Consider the following 19432-nt stretch of genomic DNA (forward strand, 5'->3'; position numbering starts at 1 on the left):
GACGGCGGGTTGCCGGTCGCGATGGGGTGAACGGACCGAGACAACCGAGTGCGGAGGCCGGTCCTGTGGCGACGGTGGACGACGTACGAAGGCAGTTCCGGACACCGCCCGCGGAGGGGCGGCCGATGATGCGCTGGTGGTGGTTCGGACCATCGGTGCAGCGCGGTGAGCTCGAGCGTCAGTTGCGGGCGATGGCCGCGGCCGGCCTCGGTGGCGTCGAGGTCGCGTTCGTCTATCCGATGGGGCCGGTCGAGACGCCGTTCGGATCGGATGAGCTCCTGGAGCTTGTCGGGTACGCCGCGCGGACGGCACGGGAACTGGGTCTGCGGTTCGACGTGACGCTGGGCAGCGGCTGGTCCTTCGGTGGCGGGCACATCGGTCCGGAGCACGCGGCGCGCCGCCTCAGCTGGGACCGGCGCGAGATCGGTGCCGAGGCGTACGACGTACCCGTGGTGGCCGCGTGGCCCGGGGACGAGGTGGTTGCGGCCTTCGTGGGCGAGGAGTCGGCCGGCGTACCGGCGTCGTACGTCGAGGTTGCTGTGAGCAACGGAATGATCCGGGTACCGGCCGGGCACGGACCGCGTGAGGTGCTGATCGCGTCGTCGCGGCTGACCGGGCAGAACGTGAAGCGGGCCGCGGCGGGTGCGGAAGGGCCGGTGCTCGATCACTACTCGGCGGCCGCGGCGGCCGAGCACATCAGGTGCGTGGCCGAACCGTTGTTGCTGGCGGCAACGCCGGAGCTGCTCGGGTCGGTGTTCTGTGACAGCTTGGAGGTCTATCAGGCGGACTGGACGCCGCGCTTGTTCGACGAGTTCGCGCGGCGGCGTGGCTACGAGTTGCGTCCTCGGCTGTACGAGCTGCTCGTCGACACGGCCGAGTCCGCGCAGGTGCGGATCGACTTCCGGCGGACGTTGTCGGAGTTGTACGAGGAGAACTTCGTCGCGGTCTTCCAGCGGTGGGCGGCGGGACACGGCGTACCGTTCCGGATCCAGAGTTACGGCGAGCCGCCGGCGACGATGAGCAGCTATCGCTTCGCCGACCTGTTCGAAGGTGAAGGGTGGGGATGGACCCGGCTGCCGGAGACTCGATGGGCGTCGTCGGCCGCGAACCTGTACGGGCGGTCGGTGGTGTCCGCCGAGGTGTGGACGTGGGTGCACTCGCCGTCGTTCCGGGCGACCCCGCTCGATCTCAAGGGCGAGGCGCATGAGCACTTCCTGTCGGGCGTCAACCAGCTGATCGGTCACGGCTGGCCGTATTCGCCATCGAGTGCGCCTGGGGTCGGCTGGATCTTCTACGCCTCCGGTGCGCTCGACGACCGCAATCCTTGGTGGCCGGTTGCGGGGGATCTGTTCGGGTACCTGCACCGCTTGTCCTGGTTGTTGCAGCAGGGGACGCCGGTCCGGCCGGTGAAGGTCTACGTACCCGCTGCTGAGGCGTACGCCGATGGGCCGTTGAACTTGTACCGCACCGCGCGTCGGTTGATCGGTGACGAGATCCCGCGGACGATTCGTGAGTCCGGGCTGGACTTCGACCTGATCGACGACGATGCGCTCGAGTTGGTCGATCCGGCGCAGCTCGACCTCGGGCTGGTCGTCGTACCGGAGGGGTCGACGCTTGCCGGGGGAGTGGCGGTCGGTGAACTGGCAGTCGGTGAGCTGGCGGAGCGATTGGCGGAGGTGCCTGGGCCCAAGGTGAGTCCTCGAGACGACATCGGCGTGGTGCATCGACGGCTCGACGACGGGGACGTCTACTTCCTGGCGAACACCGGCAACCAGACGCGAACCTTCCACTTCGACACCCCCGACGCCACAACCTCCTTCGAACAATGGGATGCCGCCACCGGCAAGACGTCGCTCCACCGCCGCTCACCCGATGGCATCTCGCTGACGCTTCACCCCTACGAAGCAACCATCCTCGTACCCACCGAGGAGGCGGCGCCCGACCTGACGATCGAGAAGGTGACTCGGGCAACGATCCAGGGTTCCTGGCAGGTCACCTTCGACAAGTCGCCGTCGCCGGTCGACCTGCCGCATCGGTGGGAGGACGATCCCGGACGGGCGGCGTACTCAGGGGCAGCGTCGTACCAGACCGAGCTCGAGTTGCCGGAGCTCGATCCCAAGACGCGGGTCCTGCTCGACTTCGGCGCCGGCGAACCCGCGCCGGCCGACACCGAGACGTATCTGCCTCCGAACTCCTACCGCGCGACGCTCGTCCCTCCGATCGGCGTCGCCGCGGAGATCTGGCTCAACGACGTACCCTGCGGCACCCTCTGGTCCCCGCCGTACCGCGTAGACCTCACTAACGCCGCCGTACCCGGCCGCAACACACTCCGAATCACCATCCACAACACGGCCGCCAACGCCCTCTCCGCCGACCCCCACCTCCTTCCTCTGGTCGAGTCGGTGACCACCGACTACGGCCACCGCTTCGACCTCCAGCACATCTCCCACGCCGCCGACTACCTGAACTCCGGCCTCCTCAACCCACCCACCATCCTCCTCACCACGCCGGCCTAGGCCGGTCGTTCGTCGCCGCGCCAGCTCGGCGCGAACCTCGTTCGTGCGGCCCTTGCGGATGTCGCACATGATCAAACCCGAGGGCGTGGGCGGACCGGACTGGTGGCATCGCCACACTCCTCCCTCGCCGAGGTCGTGGACGGAGACCGTGAGGAGATCCATGCCGACCTGCATGATCTCCGCGTAAATGACGCCGACTCGCTGCGCCAGCGCCTGCTTGGTGGGTGCATCGACGGTCAGCGGCAGGTCGATCTGGATCGATGGCATGCGGGGTCCTTCCTTTAGATACTGGTGGTTTCGAGTGCCTGGGCAGCCTGGAACAGGAGGTGCTCGTTGCCGGGAGCTGTGACAAGTTGGAGGGCGACCGGCAGCCCGTCCAATCGGCCGGCGGGCACGCTGATCGCCGGCACGCCGGCCAGGTTCCAGGGACTGGTCAGGGAAAGCAGAGCCGCACGTACTTCGACCTCGGTCCCGGCCACGGTGATTCGGCGCTCGCCCAAGGTCGGCGCGACGGTCGGCACGGTCGGCAAAGCCAGTACGTCGTACGTCGACAACAGCTGGTCGACCGTGGCCCGGAACTCGCGGCGGGCCTCGTCGGCTTCGGCGTACTGCGCAGCGGAGATGTCCTTGCCGCGATAGAGGCGGGCAACGACCTCCGGGTCGATGCGGTCCTGGTCGTCGTCGAGGTGGTGTTCGTGCACCTGGAACGCTTCGCGGCCTTGGAGCGTCGAGAAGACCTCGAACAAGTCCCGGTCCTTGGGGAAACCGCGCACGGTTGCCAAGGCGAACGGCGCACGCGTGAGGAGAGCCAGGGTCAGCTCCTCGATGCGTGGGTCCGCCACGGCGAGGTCACCGGGTTGGATCCACCCGACGCTGAGTCGCTCGCCGTTGCCAGGCAAGAGTTGCCGGTCGCTGAGCGCCTCGTAGCCGATCAGGACGTCCTCGGCGGTTGCCCCGAAGAGGCCGACATGATCCAGCGTCGGCGCCAACGGGTGAACGCCCGTGCTGGGAACGGCGTCGTAGGCGGGCTTCAACCCGACGACGCCGCAGAGGGCTGCCGGCACACGGACCGAGCCGGCGGTATCCGTGCCCAACGCGAGGGGCACCATGCCGGACGCCACGGCGACCGCACTTCCACCGCTGCTGCCACCGGACATCCGGCTGGGGTCGGCCGGGTTCCGTGAGGCACCGTGAACAGAGCGGTCGCCGGTCGCACCGTAGGCGAACTCATGCAGCGTGGTCTTTCCGATGATCACAGCACCGGCGTCGCGCAACCGCCGTACGACCTCGGCGTCGGCCTGCGCCGTGGCACCGGAAGACGTCGCGGATCCGCAGGTGGTGGGCAGCCCGGCGATGTCGATCAGGTCCTTGATCGCGACGGGCACACCGTGCAGTGGACCAAGATCGATGCCCGAGGCAAGTTGTTCGTCCGCCGTCCGCGCCGCCGTCCGCGCCCCCTGGTCGTCGACGAGGGCGAACGCGTTGAGCGTCGGATTCAGGTCGTGGGTACGGCGCAGGGCCGCGTCGGCCAGGTCGCTCGCGGAGGTCTCGCGATCGCGGAGGGCGCGCGCGAGGCCGGCGATGGTGGCCAGGCGTGCAGCGGTAGAGGTCATGAGGTGAATCCCGGGACGAGATCGAGCAGCGGCACCAGCAACGCCGTACAGACGGTCATTGAGGCGACGTTCCCGATGAACGGATGGAAGCCGGCCGGCAAGCGGGCCGAGATGGCGGCCGCGATCGGTGGAGCGATGAGCGCGCCGGCCAACGCACCCACCACGATGGACTGGATCGTTCCGCCGAACGCGAGTACGACGGCCGGCGCCACCGAAACGACCGGTACGAAGGTCGGGTAGAAGCCGTGCGCCTCCCAGCGCCGGCGCCAGATGAGTACTCCGGCGAGGGCAGTGAGGATCTGGCTACCGAGGACGGCCAGGAACAGGCCCGTCCCGTACGCGACGCCGGCCGGGCTGATCAGCTGGGCGACGACGGCTCCGAGGATCAGCGCCGCGCTCGCCCACTCGTTGCCGAAGAACTGGGCCTCGGAGAAGTCGGCCAAGGCACGGCGAGGAACCCACAGAAGACCTCTGGCCGGGACGTCATCCGGCGTACCCCTGCGCCACGCGCCGGGTGCAGGCATCCACGGCAGGCCACGGCACAACCAGAAGGTGAGGATGGCCGCGAGCCACATCCCGGTGGTCGCTCCGACGACGGGTGGGAGATCCCACGGCTTGCAGACGTACTCGACCACGAGGATCGAGGCCGGCGGAGTCAGGAGCGCTCCGAAGGTCGCCGCTGTGAGAGCGACTCTCCACCCCGGACCGTAGAGGACGACCATCGCCGGCGCCACCGAGACCAGCGGCACGAACAGTGGCTGCCAGCTACCGGGCGCCAGCGTCCAGCCCCACGCGAGGTTGCCCAACAGCAAACCGCCGAGCGCACTGCCGACCGCCCAAGGCCACAGCCCCGAGCCGCACGCCTGGACGAATCCCTGCCAGCGCCATGACCTCCGGTACGCGAGATGGCCCACAAGCCCGCCGATGAGCAAGAAGGCACCGGCGGGAGCCACCGCGTAGAACTGCGGTTCGCTGATCGATCCGATCAGCCACGAGACCAGGGCCTTCGGATCGGTGTAGTCGCCGTCCCATGAATGCGCAGCGGTACCGCGGACGACTTGTGCAACCGTCCAGGCGGCCAAGGCGATCAGCAGGACGCCAACCAGTACGGCAACGGCGGGCGTGATCCAGCGCGTGCGCAGCGGGTTCGTCGTACCGCGGACTGTCGTCATGGCGTCACCGCGGCAGCGGAGCGCTGCGGCTGTAGCCGAGCATCTGGTCGTAGAGGTCGGTACGACGGTCCCGGTGCAGGTCGTTGAGCTGGTTCCAGATCGGCGCGGTCCGTGCCGCCGTCAGATCGATGTCGGCGTAGATGATCGTGTCCTCGTCCGGGCCGGCGATCCGGTCGATCGGCCAGCCGTTCGTGCCCGCGATGAGCGAGTTGCCCATGAACCCTGCGCCGCGCTCCTGGCCGATCCGGTCCGCGGTGGCGATGAAGACGTTGTTGGCATGGGCGGCGGTGATGGTCAGGTACGCCGCCATGCAGACACCGCTCGCGTCGTACAGCGGCGGTGGGGTCCAGACCCATCCGGTCGGGACGCAGATGATGTCCGCGCCCATCTGCGCGACGATCCGCGCGGTCTCGGGGAACCAGATGTCCCAGCAGACGAGCAGTCCGATCCGGCCGATCTTGGTGTCGAACACCGAGAATCCTTCGTCGCCAGGCGTGAACCACAGCTTCTCGGTGTTCCACAGGTGGGTCTTGCGGTAGCGGCCGATGTAGCCCTCCGGACCGACCAGGACGGCGGTGTCGTACAGCTTCTCGCCGGCCCGCTCGGCCACACACCCGACGATGTAGACGTTCCGCTCGGCCGCGATCCGCGCGAACGACTCGACCGTGCGTCCGTCCGGAACCTGCTCGGCGTGGGCGAAGGCCTCCTCGCGGGTCTCGAACACGTAGCCCGTGGTCGCGAGCTCGGGCAGCACGATCAGGCCGGCTCCCGCGTCCGCCGCGGCCGTCAGCCGTTGCTCCACCGCCACGGCGTTCGACTTGAGGTTCTCGACTCCGACCCGCGGCTCGAACTGCACGACCGCGACCCGCACCGGACTCACCCGCCGGTCCGCCGCGCCCTCTACCTGTGCCGTCATGACGATCCTCCTCACGCAAATCCGGTTTCAACTTGAAACCGGTTCTGGGAGCGTAGAGGACCTGGTTTATACTTGCAACCACTTGTTCTCAGGAATCTCGAGTGATCGGAAAGGGGGCGCGGATGCCGCGGCGCGTGACGCACGAGGGGGCGGAGTGCCCGGTCGCCCGGACGGCGGACGTCATCGGGGACCGCTGGTCGCTGCTGATCATCCGGGACGCTTTCGACGGCATCAGCCGGTTCAGCGAGTTCCAGCGCAACCTCGGCCTGGCGAAGAACATCCTGTCGTCGCGGCTGCGCGAGTTGGTCGCCCAGGGGATCCTCGAGGTCGTGCCCGCCGCGGACGGCAGCGCCTACCGCGAGTACGCGCTGACCGGCAAAGGACGGGATCTGTTCGTCATCCTGGTCAGCCTCAGGCAATGGGGCGAAGACCACCTCTTCGACCCGGACGAGCCACACTCGGTCCTTCTCGACAGCAGAGACGAGCAGCCACTCGGCAAACTCGAGGTCACCGACGCCACCGGTCGCACGCTCGACTCCTCCGAAGCCTTTGTCCGCAAGGTCTCCCCGTCTCTCAGACCCAGATAGCGGCGAGCCCTCCGCCCTCGACGAGCTCTGGCGGATCCGGGTAGGCAACCGAGCGTCCCTCGGCGTGGCGTCGGGCCGTCCAGGACACTGCCGCGGCGTCGAGTACGTCGTCAACTGCTGCCAGCTCACCCGCAACACCGAGGTCGGACGGGACCGCGATGCCAACCGCTGCGAGGATCTGGCGGCGTTCCTCGACACCTGCCCAGGTGGACTTGCGATGGGCGAGTGGGCGACCCGCCATCATGGCGAAGCAGAGCTCGGGGTGGGACTCGATGACTTGGTGGTGTGTGGTGCGGGACCAGGCGTCGACCTCGAGGATCTTGGTGCGCAACGCATACGCCTGCTGGCTCAGGCCCTTGCCGGTGGCCGCTCGGTTGAGGGCTGACGCCTCGGCGTGAGTTGCCGCCAGCAACGCCGCCCGGACCGGCGTCGAGAACACTGACGACGACCGCTTGCCGATCAGCCGGCGCGCGAGTACGTCGGCCTGCCGCGGGACATCAACCGGCAGCCCGATGGGAATGTCGATCGCCACCACACCCAACGGGCCGTCCTGCTCAGCCGATGAGATCAACTGCTCGATCGTCGCACCGACGTACCCGCGCACCTCCGCACTGATCCCGACCCAGCCCGCCTTGCAGGCATCGATCCCGATCACGCGGACAGTCATCTTCACCTCGTGGAACCGATCAGGAATCGAGAAGCAGCGGATCGCCACCCGCTCGTAGCGTCGTGGCCATGGACAGCACCATTCAATCGAGTTTCCTGCCGCACGGAGCGGGAAACACCGTACGGATCGGCGAGGTGGCGTAATGACTCAGCAGCAGGCAACACGTAAGCCCGGGACGCCCGGCGCGTTCTCGCGGTGGGTGCAGCGGACGATGAACGCCCGTACGGCCAAGAAGATCCGCGGCGGTCGCGACAAGATGATGGGAATGGACGTCCTCATCCTCAAGACGATCGGCCGCCGCAGCGGCGAGCCCCGCGAGACGCCGCTCGGCTGGTTCGCGGACGACGACGGCTGGCTGGTCGTCGCGTCGGGCGGCGGCAGTCAGCACCCCGACTGGCACGCCAACCTGACGGCGCATCCCGACCGTGTGTCGGTCGAACTGCCCGGCAGCGGTTCAGTGCAGGTGACGCCACACAGTCTTGACAGCAACGAACGCGACCAAGCCTGGAAGCGCATCACGGCCGCACAGCCACGGCTCGCGAAGTACCAGGCAAAGTCGGATCGGCAGTACCCGGTCATCCGCCTCACCCCGCGGTGAGGTGGGCGGTGACGGCCGGCGTGATCACGTCCGGCCGTTCCGCGTTCGCGAGATGCGCCGACCGGGGGACGACGAGCAGCCGGCCGTCGGCGACCGTCGTCGCGATCTGCTCCAAGTGGTACGGCGGGGTGGCCGGATCGTCGGCACCCGCGATCGCCAGCGTGGGCGCGGTGATCGCGGGTAGGTCGGTCCGCAGGTCCATCATCGCGATCGCCTCACAGCACGAGGCATAGCCTTCGGCCGGCGTCGAACCCACCATCTCCTCACATTCCTTGCGTAGCAAGGGATCCGCCTGCGTGAACCAGCGCCGTACGACAGCCTCCGCGATCGCACCCGTGCCGCGCGCACGGACGGTCGCGGCGCGTTCGGTCCACGCCTGCACGGGTTCGAGTCGTGCGCCGGTGCAGAGCACCACGAGCCGATCGATCCGGTCCGGGTTGCGAGCCGCGAGCCGCAGCCCGGTCATGCCGCCGAGGGACAGGCCGACGAAGTGTGCGCGCTCGACGCCGAGCCGGTCGAGCAGAGCGATCACGTCGTCGGCCAGATCATCGATCGTGTACGGCCCCGCAGGACCGGCGGAGCGCCCATGGCCGCGGGTGTCGTACCGCACGACGCGGAAGTGGTCCTCCCACGCCGCGACGTTGGCGTCCCACATCGACCATCTGGCGCCCAAGGAATTGGACAGTACGACGACCGGCCCGCCGGCGCGGCCGGTGACGACATGGTCGACGGCGTTCATCGCCTCACCGTAGGCGATCGGGACCGAGAGGGAGAAGTATCCATTTCGGCCCGATCAAGACTTTGCGAGTATGAATCGGTGGAGCTCCGACATCTGCGGTACTTCGTCGCCGTCGCCGAGGAACGGCATTTCGGTCGCGCGGCGGCTCGGCTGCACATGGCCCAGCCCCCGTTGTCGCAGCAGATCCGCCAGTTGGAGGACGAGCTCGGCCTTCGGCTGCTCCAGCGGACCACGCGCCGCGTCGAGCTGACTGCGGCAGGGGAGACCTATCTCGTCCGCGCCCGGGAGATCCTGGCAGCGGTCTCGGGGGCAACGGACGAGGCGCAACGAGTGGCGGCGGGTTCACAGGGCCGGCTCGTGATCGGTTGCGTCGGCTCAGCGACGTACAGCCTGCTGCCGCCGCTCGTGCGCCGACTCCGCGACGAGCTACCGGGCGTCGAGGTGGCGGTGCAGGGCGAGATGCTCGCGCCCGCCCAGGTCGCCGCACTCCAGGCCGGCCAGATCGACCTCGGCCTCCTCCGCCGCCCGGTCGACGAGACCGGTTTGCACGTTCAGACCGTCCGCTCCGAGCGGTTGATCGTCGCCGTACCCGACGGACATCGGTTGGCCGCACGCAAACGGCTGCGGCTGCAGGACCTGGCCGCTGAGGACTTCGTCATGCACGCCGGCTCCGGGCGATCCGTGATGTACGGGACGGTTCTGGAGCTTTGCCGCGCTGCTGGGTTCGAACCGCGGATCCGGCACGAGGTCGCCGAGACGTCGACACTGGTGACCTTTGTGGCGGCCGGCTTGGGCGTGGCAGTCGTGCCTGCGTCGGTCGCGGAGCTCCAGGTGCCGGGAGCGGCGTACCGGCCGTTGACCGGCAAGCTCACGGTCGAGTTGGCTGTGGCGACGCGCGCTGACGACGATGCTCCGCAACTGCAACGGGCGCTCGAGGTGTTGCTCAGAAGAATCCGTCGCGAGCAGGGATCGACGGCAGCGGCGCGTGGTTCCCGACCAGCCGGAGGTCATCGCTGATCGCCTTGGCCGTCTCCAGCATCAGCGGCACCACCTTGTCGACCACCTGCTCGGCCGTCATCCGCCCGGCCGTCGTCGAGTAGGCGAGCGCCGCCAGGACGTCGCCATGCTGATCGCGGACCGGGACCGACGCGGACAGCAGTCCGTCCTCCAGTTCCGACTCGACGACGGCGTACCCCTGCTTGCGGACCTGATGGAGCGCGTCGCGGAAAGCGGTCGGATCGGTGATCGTCCGGTGAGCCAGACGCCGCAGGCCGCCCGCGATGACGGCGTCGACGACCGATGCCTCCGCCCAGGCCGTGAGCACACGGCCCATCGAGGTGGCGTACGCCGGAACGCGGCTCCCCACATCGACGGCGACACTCATGATCCGGCGGACCTGGACCCGGGCGACGTACACGACCTCGCTGCCGTCGAGTTGCGCGAGCGAGGCGGACTCCTGGGTCGCCTCGGCGAGCCGGAGCAGATGCGGCTGCGCGGTCTCGACGAAGCCATGGGTCGCCGCGTAGTGCTGGCCGATCGTCAGCACCCGGGGCGTCAGTGACCACCGGCTGCCGTTGGCGGCGACGTACCCGAGGCGTTGCAGCGTGAGCAGGATCCGGCGGACCGCCGGCCGGGAGAGCCCGGTCGCCGTGGCGACCTCCGCGAGGGTCGGATTCGGGTGCTCGGCGTCGAAGGCGAGCAGGACGGCGAACCCGCGCTCGATGCTCTGCACGTAGTCGCGCTCACTGCCCTCCGCGGTCATGCGCGTCATTCTCCCTCACGAAAAGTTGTTGAGCCCTTGACAGTCATCCGCGAGAACTCCATGGTCTTGATGTACGCCAAGCGTACGAAATGTACGCAGAGCGTACAACACCTGGAGGTGGCCGCAGATGGATGCACGAGAACTCCGCAACGCCTTCGGGCAGTTCGCCACCGGCGTGACCGTGGTGACCTGCGTCAGCGACGGCGGTGGTCCGCACGGCGCCACCGTGAACGCCTTCACCGCCGTCTCGCTCGAGCCGCCATTGGCCCAGGTCACGCTGAACCGGACCTCGAAGGCCTGCCAGTACCTGACCGGCAGGCCGTTCGCGATCAACGTGCTCGCCGACGACCAACTCGACGTCGCCTGGCACTTCGCCGGGCGCCCCGCGGACCAGGCCCCCGGCTGGGTCGACGGTCCGCTCGCCCCGCTGCTCGAGGGTGCGGCCACGACGATCTCGTGCCGGCCCTGGCGGACGTACGACGGCGGCGACCATCTCATCGTGATCGGTGAGGTGACCGCGGTCGGCATCACCGCCCGCGAGCCGCTGCTGTTCCACGGCGGCCGGTTCGGCCGCCTCCGCCCGCCCGAAACCGGAGTGCACTGGTCCGGATCGCTGGACTGCCCCGATCACGGCTGGTTCAACGCCGGCGCCGTCTTCACACCCCTCGCCCTCGCCTGAAAGGACCTTCCATGACCACGACCACAGCCTCCCCGGTCGCGTCGGATGCCGCACCGACGACCCGGCCGATGACCGGCGCCGAGTACCTCGACTCGATCCGCGACGACCGCGAGATCTGGATCTACGGCGAACGCGTCAAGGACGTCACCGAACACCCCGCGTTCCGTAACCCGACCCGGATGACGGCCCGCCTGTACGACGCTCTGCACGACCCGGCGACCAAGGACAAGATCACGGTCCCGACCGACACCGGCAACGGTGGCTACACGCATCCGTTCTTCCGCACGCCGCACAGTTCCGCCGACCTGCAGCGCGACCGGATCGCGATCGAGCACTGGGCCCGCCAGACCTGGGGCTGGATGGGCCGCAGCCCCGACTACAAGGCCAGTTTCCTCGGCACGCTCGGCGGCAACACCGAGTTCTACGCGCCGTACGAGGAGAACGCGAAGCGCTGGTACAAGGAGTCGCAGGAGAAGGTCCTGTACTGGAACCACGCGATCATCAACCCGCCGGTCGACCGCAACCTGCCGCCGGACGAGGCCGGCGACATCTTCATGCGGGTGGAGAAGGAGACCGACGCCGGCGTGATCGTGTCCGGCGCGAAGGTGGTGGCGACCGGTTCGGCGATCACCAACTACAACTTCATCGCGCACTACGGCCTGCCGATCAAGAAGAAGGAGTACGCGCTGATCTGCACGGTGCCGATGAACTCCCCGGGCGTGAAGCTGATCTGCCGGCCGTCGTACACGATGCAGGCCGACGTGATGGGCAGCCCGTTCGACTACCCGCTGTCCAGCCGGCTGGACGAGAACGACACGATCTTCGTTTTCGACAAGGTGCTGGTGCCGTGGGAGAACATCTTCCTGTACGGCGACGTGGACAAGATCAACGGGTTCTTCCCGCAGTCCGGGTTCATCCCGCGGTTCACCTTCCACGGCTGCATCCGGCTGTCGGTGAAACTCGACTTCATCGCCGGACTGTTGCTCAAGGCCCTCGAATGCACCGGCAGCAAGGACTTCCGCGGTGTGCAGACCCGGGCCGGCGAGGTGATCGGCTGGCGCAACCTGTTCCGCGCGCTCGCCGACGCGATGGCGCTCAACCCGGACGAGGGGCCGAACGGCAGTGTGCTGCCGAAGCTGGACTACGGCCTGATCTACCGCCAGTTCATGATCAGCGGCTACCCGCGGGTGAAGGAGATCATCCAGCAGGACGTCGCGTCCGGCCTGATCTACCTGAACTCCAACGCGGTCGACTTCAAGACCCCCGAAGTCCGCCCGTACCTGGACCGGTTCGTGCGCGGCTCGAACGGCTACGACGCGGTCGAGCGGACCAAGCTGATGAAGGCGCTGTGGGACTCGGTCGGCACCGAGTTCGGCGGCCGGCACGAGTTGTACGAGCGGAACTACTCGGGCAACCACGAGAACGTCAAGGCCGAGATCCTGTTCGCCGCCGAGGCGCAGGGCCAGACCGCGGCGATGAAGGGCTTCGCCGAGACCATGCTCGACGAGTACGACCTGGACGGCTGGACCGTCCCCGACCTGATCAACCCGACCGACGTCAGCCGGATCCTGAACCGCTGAAGGAGAGCATCATGACCACCATGCAGGATTCCCCGACCGCCGCCGGCTCCGGCGCCAGCGCGAGCTCGAACTTCAGGGCCAAGGAGCGTAACGACGCCCACGCTTCCCCCGAACGCGTCAGCGCGGTCGTGACCGCCGTACTGCAGGGCGTGCACGCCGCGATCAAGGAGCATCACGTCACCTATCCGGAGTTCCAGGCCGCCAAGGCGTGGCTGATGGAGGTCGGCGAGGTCGGTGAGTGGCCGCTGTTCATGGACGTCTTCGTCGAGCACGTCGTCGAGGAGGTCGCGGCCGACGCGCAGCACGGGACCAAGGGCTCGATCCTGGGGCCGTACTACCTGCCCGACCAGACCCGGCTGCCGGCAGAGTGCGAGTTGCCGCACCGGCCGGACGAGAAGGGTGCGCCGCTGGTGCTGTCCGGTCAGGTCCGCGATCTCGACGGTACGCCGCTGGCCGGCGCGGACGTCGAGATCTGGCATGCCGATGCCGACGGCTACTACTCGGGCTTCGCGCCGCACATCCCGCTCGGCAACCTGCGGGGCGTGGTGGAGACCGATGCCGAGGGCAAGTTCTCGGTCCGGACCGTGCAGCCGGCGCCGTACCAGATCCCGACCGATGGGCCGACAGGCAAGCTGATCGAGGCCGCCGGGTGGCATCCTTGGCGCCCCGCGCATCTGCATCTGATGGTGCGCGCCGACGGGCACCGCACGATCACAACGCAGCTGTACTTCGCCGGCGGTGAGTGGCTGGACTCCGACGTCGCCGAGGCCACCAAGCCGGAGCTGATCCTCGACCCGGCCGACGACGGCACCGGTGCGCGGCGGGCGTCGTACGACTTCGAACTCGAACCGGCGTGATGCCCAGCTCGGACGACGATCTCGTCATCGACCGGCTCGAGACCGTCATCATCGACGTACCGCTGCGCCGGCCGCACAAGTTCGCCCGCGTCACGATGACGGCCCAACCGGTCCTGCTGGCTTTCGTCCACACCCGCGGCGGGGTTGTCGGTGTGGGCGAAGGTGTCGTCCCCGGCGGGCCGTGGTGGGGCGGTGAGTCGGTCGAGTCGATGAAGGTCACCCTCGACACGTACGTCGCCCCGCTGCTGCCGGGGAAGCGCGTCGACCGGATCGAGGAGGTGTGGCAGGACATCGCCGACCACGTGAACGCGAACCTCTACGCCAAGACCGCGGTCGAGGTCGCCCTGCACGACGCGTGGGCACGGGTGCTGGGACTCCCGCTGCACACGCTGCTCGGCGGGCTCGCGCGGACGAGTATCGGCGTGACCTGGGCGCTCGGCGCGGAACCCGAGGACGTCGTGGTCGAGGAGGCGCTCGCCAAGCTGGAGTCCGGTGAGCACCGGACCTTCAAGCTGAAGATGGGTGCCCTCGATCCCGAGGCCGACACCCGCCGGGTCTGCGCGATCGCGGAGAAGCTGTGCGGATCGTCCGGCGTCCGCGTGGATCTCAACGCACGATGGGATCTGAGCACCTCCAAGACCTACCTACCTCGTCTCGCCGCGGCCGGTGTCGAGCTCATCGAGCAGCCCGTGCCCGGGGAGCAGGTGGAGGCACTGGCGGAGCTCAACGCACTGCTGCCGATCCCGGTGATGGCGGACGAGAGCCTGCGTACGCCGGTCGATGCGTTGCGGCTCGTGCGGTTGCGGGCAGCCGACGTGTGGTCGATCAAGACCACCAAGGTCGGTGGGCTGCGCCGGGCCAGGGATGTCGTCGCGATCGCCGCCGCTGCCGGGATCCCGTGTCACGGCGGTACGTCGATCGAGACCGGCATCGGCACGGCCGCCTCTCTTCACCTGGCCTGTGCTGCCCCCGGCGTCACGTGGGGGAGTGAACTGTTCGGGCCGAAGCTCTTCGCCGAAGAAATTCTTCGTACGCCGCTGCGCTACGAGGACGGTTCGCTGCACCTGCCGGACGGGCCTGGCCTCGGCGTCGAACTCGACCACGATGCCGTCGCCGCACTCCGTCGTACCGGCCTGACCCGGGAGGACTGACGCATGCTGTTCCACGTCCGGATGGACGTCTCACTGCCACCCGACCTGGATCCCGAGGTCCGCGCCGACCTGGTGGCCCGCGAGAAGGCCCGGGCGCTCGAGCTCCAGCGGGCGGGTGTCTGGCCGCAGCTGTGGCGGATCGTCGGCGAGTACGCCAACTTCAGCATCTTCGACGTACCCTCCAACGACACCCTCCACGATCTCCTCTCCAGCCTCCCGCTCTTCCCGTACCTGCGGGTCCAGGTCACGCCGCTCGCGCACCACCCGTCGAAGCTCGACTGACCGATTTCTCCGGGCCGGAGAGAAAATCGGTGGATCCGCGCAGCAAATCAGGAGGTGGGGCTGTCTTTGCTGGGAAGGCCGGTTGCTGAACCGGCCTGAGAGGGGAGTCGAGGGTGACCTTCGAGGAATGGGCGCGACAAGGCGCGCCGGACCTGCTGCGGTTCGCGACCGTGCTGTGCGGGTCCGGCCACCTGGCCGAGGATCTCGTCCAGGACACCGTGATCAAGGCGCACCGGCACTGGGACCGGATCCAGCGGGCCGAACGGCCGGACGCGTACCTGCGCCGGATGGTGGTCAACGAGTACCTGTCCTGGCGCCGGAAGTGGTCCCGGTTCGTGCCACGCCCGGAGATCTGGGCGGACGCGGACCGCCAGCAGCCGGACCACGCGGCCCGGCTCGCGGACCAGGACGAGCTGGTCGCCGAGCTGGCCAAGCTGCCGCGCCGGCAGCGGACCGTGCTCGCGCTGCGGTACTACGGCGGCCTGACCGACGCCGAGATCGCGGAAACGATGGGTTGCTCACCCACCACGGTGCGTTCGTACGCCTCCCGGGCACTCGCGACACTCCGGATCGAACTCGGCCCCTCATCCCCAGCCACCACCGCACCCCACGGAGTGATCAATGCGCACTGAGGAAGATCTCCGGAACGCGCTCGACCGGATCGCGGCGACGGCTCCCGACCGCAGCCCGATTGTCGACAATCTGCCTGTTGACCGTCCGCCGCGGCGGCGTCGTACGGCGCTGGTCCTGGCCACCGTGATGGCGACGGCGGCCGCGGCCGTCGGCGGCCCGATCCTGGTCGACCACCTGCGGGACACCACGACCCAGCCGGCCGGTGAGCAGGCCGGCTCTCCCTGGACCAACTGGGTCACGCTGACCGCGCCGAAGGGGATGATCGTCAACCCGCGTGCCTACGAGGCGAACCGGCAGGTCTACCAACTGGCCGGAGTGGGCAGTCCGTGGGCCTCATGGTGCCTGCTGACACTGCACCGCAACGGCGATTTCAACCCGGGCAAGATCCCGTCGGACAGCCCCCGCATCGACCTCAACGGGCTGGCCGGGCGTCTGATCACGATGCCGAACGGTGAGCCGATCGTGCCGTTCCCGGTCGGGTACGCGATGACGTCGGTGCCGGTCCGCCCGATGACGTCGGTCGCCTGGCAGCCGGCCAAGGGGATCTGGGCGCTGCTCAGCTGTGAGAAGCAGCAGGAGCTCGGGACCCGCGCGGTGCCGCAGATCGACGCGCCGTACGACGCCGACAGCCAGACCGCGGTGGCGGTGGCGAAGTCGATCAAGGCCACCCCCCAACCGCTGACCGCGCCGTTCAAGATCGGCTACGTGCCGAGTGGACTGCACACGCAGCGGGTCGTCGACAAGACGGCGAACTTCACCGGCGATGGGCATTCCTTCGACGTCGTGTTCAGCGACGGCAACCCGCGGACCGGCCTCAAGCCCGACCCGGCCTGGCCGAAGACCGGCAGTCTGTGGGGCCCCCAGCCGCAGCCGGGCGAGGACCTCGAGATCCGGTACAGCACCGACAAGTTCTGGAACCAGCAGACCCGGCACGAGGACACTCTCCCGGCCGACCTGACCATCCACGGCTTCAAAGCCTGGTACTCGGCCGACAAGATGATCGTCACGACGGAGAAGGGCAAGCCGCCGCTCGCCCAGCCGGGAGCCCCGAACGTCCTCCGCCTCGAGGGCAAGGGCCTGTCCATCACCGTCCGCGCCCTCGGGAACCACCCCGACAAGACCCAGCTCCGCAGGATCGCCGAGTCACTCACCCTGCCGGTCAACCCCACCAACCCGGCCAACTGGTACGACGCCGGTACAGCTCTCCCGCACTGACCGGCCCGTCTGCGCTCTCGGCCTCGCATCAGCGGGGGTCGAGAGCGCAGAATTGTGTGCGAAGGCAGCGTCGTACACACGAAGGAGCAATTCTGTGAGCTCATCAGCGGAGTCCGGGCGGTTGCGGATCGGGATTGCGGGGATCGCGATCGAGTCGAGTACGTTCTCGCCGCACCGGACCAGGCTGGACGATTTCCACGTGACCCGCGGCGACGAGTTGCTCGGCCGGTACGACTTCCTCGCGCCGGGCAAGCCGCTGACCGAGGGCGTCGAGTGGGTGCCGCTGCTGCACGCCCGCGCGGTCCCGGGCGGTCCCGTCGTACCAGAGGTGTACGACGAACTCGCGGCGGAGATCTACGAGCGGCTGGGACAGGCGGGGCAGCTGGACGGCGTCTTCGTCGACATGCACGGTGCGATGAGCGTGATCGGCCGGACCGACATCGAGGCCGACCTCGTCGCCGGGATCCGCCGGATCGTCGGTCCCGACGTACTTCTCTCGACCGGGATGGATCTGCACGGCAACATGTCGCGCGAGTTGATCGGGCTGCTCGACCTGGCCACCTGCTACCGCAAGGCCCCGCACACCGACGCGTGGGACACCAAGGAACGCGCGGCGCGCAACCTGGTGGCACGGCTGCGCTCGGGAGGCCGGCCGCTCAAGGCGTGGGTGCAGGTGCCGGTGCTGCTGCCGGGGGAGAAGACCAGCACCAGGATCGAGCCGGCCAAGAGCATCTACGCGCAGGTCGACGAGGTCGAGGCGATGGACGGCGTACTGGACGCGGCGATCTGGGTCGGGTACGCGTGGGCGGACGAGCCACGCTGTCAGGCCGCGGTCGTGGTGATGGGTGACGACGAGCAGGTCATCACCGCGCAGGCGAAGCGGCTCGCGGACGCCTACTGGGACGCGCACGACAAGTTCGAGTTCGTCGCGCCGACCGGGACGCTCGCCGAGTGCCTCGACCAGGCGCTCGCGTCGACCGCCCGGCCGTTCTACATCAGCGACTCCGGCGACAACCCGACGGCAGGCGGGGCGGGGGACACCTCGTGGACCCTGGACAAGCTGCTCCGCACGCCGGCGATCACCGAGTCCGAACTGACCACGATCTACGCGGCGATCGTCGACCCCGAGGTGACCACCGCGGCGATGGAGGCAGGCGTCGGCGCGACGATCAGCGTCGAGGTGGGCGGCAAGATCGACTCCGAGCCGTGCGGTCCGGTCGCGCTGACCGGTCGAGTGACGGGACTCGACACGGCCGCCGGCGCGGTGGCGCTCGCGGTCGGCGGGTTGCACGTCATCGTGACCATGCGCCGCAAGCCGTACCACATCGAGTCGGACTTCGTCGCCCTTGGATTGGCGCCGCGCGACGCTGATCTGGTCATCGTGAAGATCGGCTATCTCGAGCCCGAGCTGTACGCGATGGCCGCCGACTGGCTCCTCGCCCTCACCCCGGGCGGTGTCAACCAGGACCTGCTCAGCCTCGGCCACCACGGCATCGAGCGCCCGATGTTCCCGTTCGACCCCGACATGCCCGACCCGGACCTCACCCCCGAGATCATCTGACCGCTGGCATCAACGACGTACGTCGTCCTCCTCCGGCCGGCCGCCGTTCGCGTCGGCCGGAGGAGGGGTGTCCCGCTCCGGGCCGGTGGGGGCCAGCCAGGAGCGGGCGAGTGCCAGCGCGGCCTCGACGAATGACGGTCGCTTCACGAATCCCCCTGCCCGACGTGCTCAGGGAGTGAGAGTCCCAGACCGGGCTTTCAGTTCGCTTTCAGCGATTGCCGGTCACTGAAACCCGGGGACGAACGCGATGCGGTTGCCGTCCGGGTCGTGAGCGTCCGGCCGTGGTTCGGCCACCGCCAGGCCGAGGTGGTTGACGAGGGTGTTTGCCGGTGGCAATGACTTGCAGAGCTTCACGGCGTCGGCGCCGATCCGGAAGTACGCCGCGTCGGCCTCGTCGGACGGCACCCGCTCCATGCCGAGGTGGTCGCCGTAGAACTCGACGGCGGCGTCGAGATCCGGTGCGTCCAGCGCGATGAACGACAGCCGGCTGACCGGTCCCGACGTGATCGGCGGGACCCGGAACTCCTCGGACCGCTGGAGAAGCTCGACCCGTACGCCGTTCGGATCGGACAGGAACGCGAGCCGGCCCTGCCCACTCCCCGCCACCCTCGGCGAGCTGAGCTCGGCGTACCCGGCACCGATCAGCCGGGCGTAGTCGGCGTCCAGATCGTCGGTCATGAACCCGACGTGGTTCAGCCCGTACGCCGCGTCCGGGTCGGCCTCCTCGTTGTGGAGCAGTTCCACCAGCCCGGTCGCCAGCTGGATGTGCACCCGATGGACCCGCGGACCGGTCATGAACAACCGGTCGACCACCTCGGCGCCGATCCCGGAGTAGAAGGCCAAGCTCGCATCCAGATCCTGGACACGACCACCGACATGGTTCAGTTCATAGATCACCCGACCA

The 19432-nt window shown here is 68.6% G+C and carries 20 protein-coding genes; 12 read left to right on the top strand and 8 right to left on the bottom strand.

Translation table 11 applies throughout. The features are described from left to right. Positions 1-65: 65 nt before the first annotated feature. Positions 66-2516 (top strand): glycosyl hydrolase, encoded by a 2451-nt coding sequence (locus ACGFH6_RS10905; RefSeq protein WP_393382495.1) that lies wholly within the window; start codon positions 66-68, stop codon positions 2514-2516. A gap of 281 nt (positions 2517-2797) precedes the next feature. Here the strand turns inward: ACGFH6_RS10905 and ACGFH6_RS10910 are convergent, their stop codons facing one another. Genes ACGFH6_RS10910 through ACGFH6_RS10920 form a run of 3 tightly spaced genes read right to left on the bottom strand, consistent with a single transcriptional unit; the run spans position 2798 to position 6217 of the window. After that, the gene (locus tag ACGFH6_RS10910) at positions 2798-4129 is read right to left on the bottom strand and encodes an amidase (protein WP_393382496.1); all 1332 of its coding nucleotides are present in this window, start codon (positions 4127-4129) and stop codon (positions 2798-2800) included. Beyond that, positions 4126-5301 (bottom strand): hypothetical protein, encoded by a 1176-nt coding sequence (locus tag ACGFH6_RS10915; RefSeq protein WP_393382498.1) that lies wholly within the window; start codon positions 5299-5301, stop codon positions 4126-4128. The genes ACGFH6_RS10910 and ACGFH6_RS10915 overlap by 4 nt, the downstream gene beginning before the upstream one ends. 4 nt (positions 5302-5305) lie before the next feature. Then, the gene (locus ACGFH6_RS10920) at positions 5306-6217 is read right to left on the bottom strand and encodes a nitrilase family protein (RefSeq protein ID WP_393382500.1); all 912 of its coding nucleotides are present in this window, start codon (positions 6215-6217) and stop codon (positions 5306-5308) included. 122 nt (positions 6218-6339) lie between these two features. On the opposite strand from ACGFH6_RS10920, the gene ACGFH6_RS10925 reads away from it, so the two are divergent. After that, complete coding sequence (locus tag ACGFH6_RS10925) at positions 6340-6804, top strand: winged helix-turn-helix transcriptional regulator (protein WP_393382502.1); 465 nt, start codon at positions 6340-6342, stop codon at positions 6802-6804. Here the strand turns inward: ACGFH6_RS10925 and ACGFH6_RS10930 are convergent. Continuing rightward, positions 6791-7471 (bottom strand): DUF429 domain-containing protein, encoded by a 681-nt coding sequence (locus ACGFH6_RS10930; protein ID WP_393382503.1) that lies wholly within the window; start codon positions 7469-7471, stop codon positions 6791-6793. The genes ACGFH6_RS10925 and ACGFH6_RS10930 overlap by 14 nt on opposite strands. Positions 7472-7613: 142 nt before the next feature. Between ACGFH6_RS10930 and ACGFH6_RS10935 the strand changes: the two genes are divergently transcribed. Beyond that, entirely contained in the window at positions 7614-8069 is a 456-nt protein-coding gene (locus tag ACGFH6_RS10935; protein ID WP_393382505.1) for a nitroreductase family deazaflavin-dependent oxidoreductase, read from the top strand. On the opposite strand, the gene pcaD is transcribed toward ACGFH6_RS10935, so the two are convergent. Then, positions 8056-8808 carry a 3-oxoadipate enol-lactonase gene (pcaD, locus tag ACGFH6_RS10940; RefSeq protein ID WP_393382506.1) on the bottom strand — a complete coding sequence of 251 codons (753 nt, stop codon included), beginning with the start codon at positions 8806-8808 and terminating at the stop codon, positions 8056-8058. The two genes, ACGFH6_RS10935 and pcaD, sit on opposite strands and share 14 nt — an antisense overlap. Before the next feature lie 78 nt (positions 8809-8886). Here pcaD and ACGFH6_RS10945 point away from each other — a divergent pair, with 78 nt between their 5' ends. Then, positions 8887-9825 carry a LysR substrate-binding domain-containing protein gene (locus ACGFH6_RS10945; RefSeq protein ID WP_393382508.1) on the top strand — a complete coding sequence of 313 codons (939 nt, stop codon included), beginning with the start codon at positions 8887-8889 and terminating at the stop codon, positions 9823-9825. Here ACGFH6_RS10945 and ACGFH6_RS10950 read toward each other — a convergent pair. Then, positions 9752-10570, bottom strand: a complete 819-nt coding sequence (locus ACGFH6_RS10950) for an IclR family transcriptional regulator C-terminal domain-containing protein (protein ID WP_393382509.1) — start codon at positions 10568-10570, stop codon at positions 9752-9754. The two genes, ACGFH6_RS10945 and ACGFH6_RS10950, sit on opposite strands and share 74 nt — an antisense overlap. 127 nt (positions 10571-10697) lie before the next feature. Between ACGFH6_RS10950 and ACGFH6_RS10955 the strand changes: the two genes are divergently transcribed. From ACGFH6_RS10955 to ACGFH6_RS10990, 8 genes are all read left to right on the top strand, one after another. After that, a complete protein-coding gene (locus ACGFH6_RS10955) occupies positions 10698-11249 on the top strand; it encodes a flavin reductase family protein (protein ID WP_393382510.1) in 552 nt (183 codons plus the stop codon). An 11-nt stretch (positions 11250-11260) separates the two neighbouring features. Beyond that, the gene (locus ACGFH6_RS10960) at positions 11261-12829 is read left to right on the top strand and encodes a 4-hydroxyphenylacetate 3-hydroxylase family protein (RefSeq protein ID WP_393382512.1); all 1569 of its coding nucleotides are present in this window, start codon (positions 11261-11263) and stop codon (positions 12827-12829) included. Positions 12830-12840: 11 nt separating this feature from the next. Beyond that, the gene (gene catA / locus ACGFH6_RS10965) at positions 12841-13686 is read left to right on the top strand and encodes a catechol 1,2-dioxygenase (RefSeq protein ID WP_393382513.1); all 846 of its coding nucleotides are present in this window, start codon (positions 12841-12843) and stop codon (positions 13684-13686) included. Beyond that, positions 13686-14837, top strand: a complete 1152-nt coding sequence (locus tag ACGFH6_RS10970; RefSeq protein ID WP_393382514.1) for a muconate/chloromuconate family cycloisomerase — start codon at positions 13686-13688, stop codon at positions 14835-14837. Before catA ends, ACGFH6_RS10970 begins: the two co-directional genes overlap by 1 nt. A 3-nt stretch (positions 14838-14840) precedes the next feature. After that, a complete protein-coding gene (catC, locus tag ACGFH6_RS10975) occupies positions 14841-15119 on the top strand; it encodes a muconolactone Delta-isomerase (RefSeq protein WP_393382516.1) in 279 nt (92 codons plus the stop codon). A 113-nt stretch (positions 15120-15232) separates the two neighbouring features. Beyond that, on the top strand, positions 15233-15751 hold the full coding sequence (locus ACGFH6_RS10980) for a SigE family RNA polymerase sigma factor (RefSeq protein ID WP_393382518.1): 519 nt from the start codon (positions 15233-15235) through the stop codon (positions 15749-15751). Further along, positions 15741-16967 carry a hypothetical protein gene (locus tag ACGFH6_RS10985; protein WP_393382520.1) on the top strand — a complete coding sequence of 409 codons (1227 nt, stop codon included), beginning with the start codon at positions 15741-15743 and terminating at the stop codon, positions 16965-16967. Before ACGFH6_RS10980 ends, ACGFH6_RS10985 begins: the two co-directional genes overlap by 11 nt. 94 nt (positions 16968-17061) lie before the next feature. Then, the gene (locus ACGFH6_RS10990) at positions 17062-18528 is read left to right on the top strand and encodes a M81 family metallopeptidase (protein WP_393382522.1); all 1467 of its coding nucleotides are present in this window, start codon (positions 17062-17064) and stop codon (positions 18526-18528) included. A 9-nt stretch (positions 18529-18537) separates the two neighbouring features. Here ACGFH6_RS10990 and ACGFH6_RS10995 read toward each other — a convergent pair whose 3' ends face one another. Together ACGFH6_RS10995 and ACGFH6_RS11000 are read right to left on the bottom strand one after the other, a co-directional pair. Next, positions 18538-18675, bottom strand: coding sequence for a hypothetical protein (locus ACGFH6_RS10995; RefSeq protein ID WP_393382524.1), 138 nt, complete (start codon positions 18673-18675; stop codon positions 18538-18540). A gap of 75 nt (positions 18676-18750) precedes the next feature. Continuing rightward, positions 18751-19425: a VOC family protein gene (locus ACGFH6_RS11000; protein WP_393382526.1), complete on the bottom strand. Its 675-nt coding sequence runs from the start codon at positions 19423-19425 to the stop codon at positions 18751-18753. Between the last annotated feature and the right edge of the window lie 7 nt (positions 19426-19432).

It is taken from the genome of Kribbella sp. NPDC049227 (assembly GCF_043197265.1).
Lineage (GTDB): Bacteria > Actinomycetota > Actinomycetes > Propionibacteriales > Kribbellaceae > Kribbella.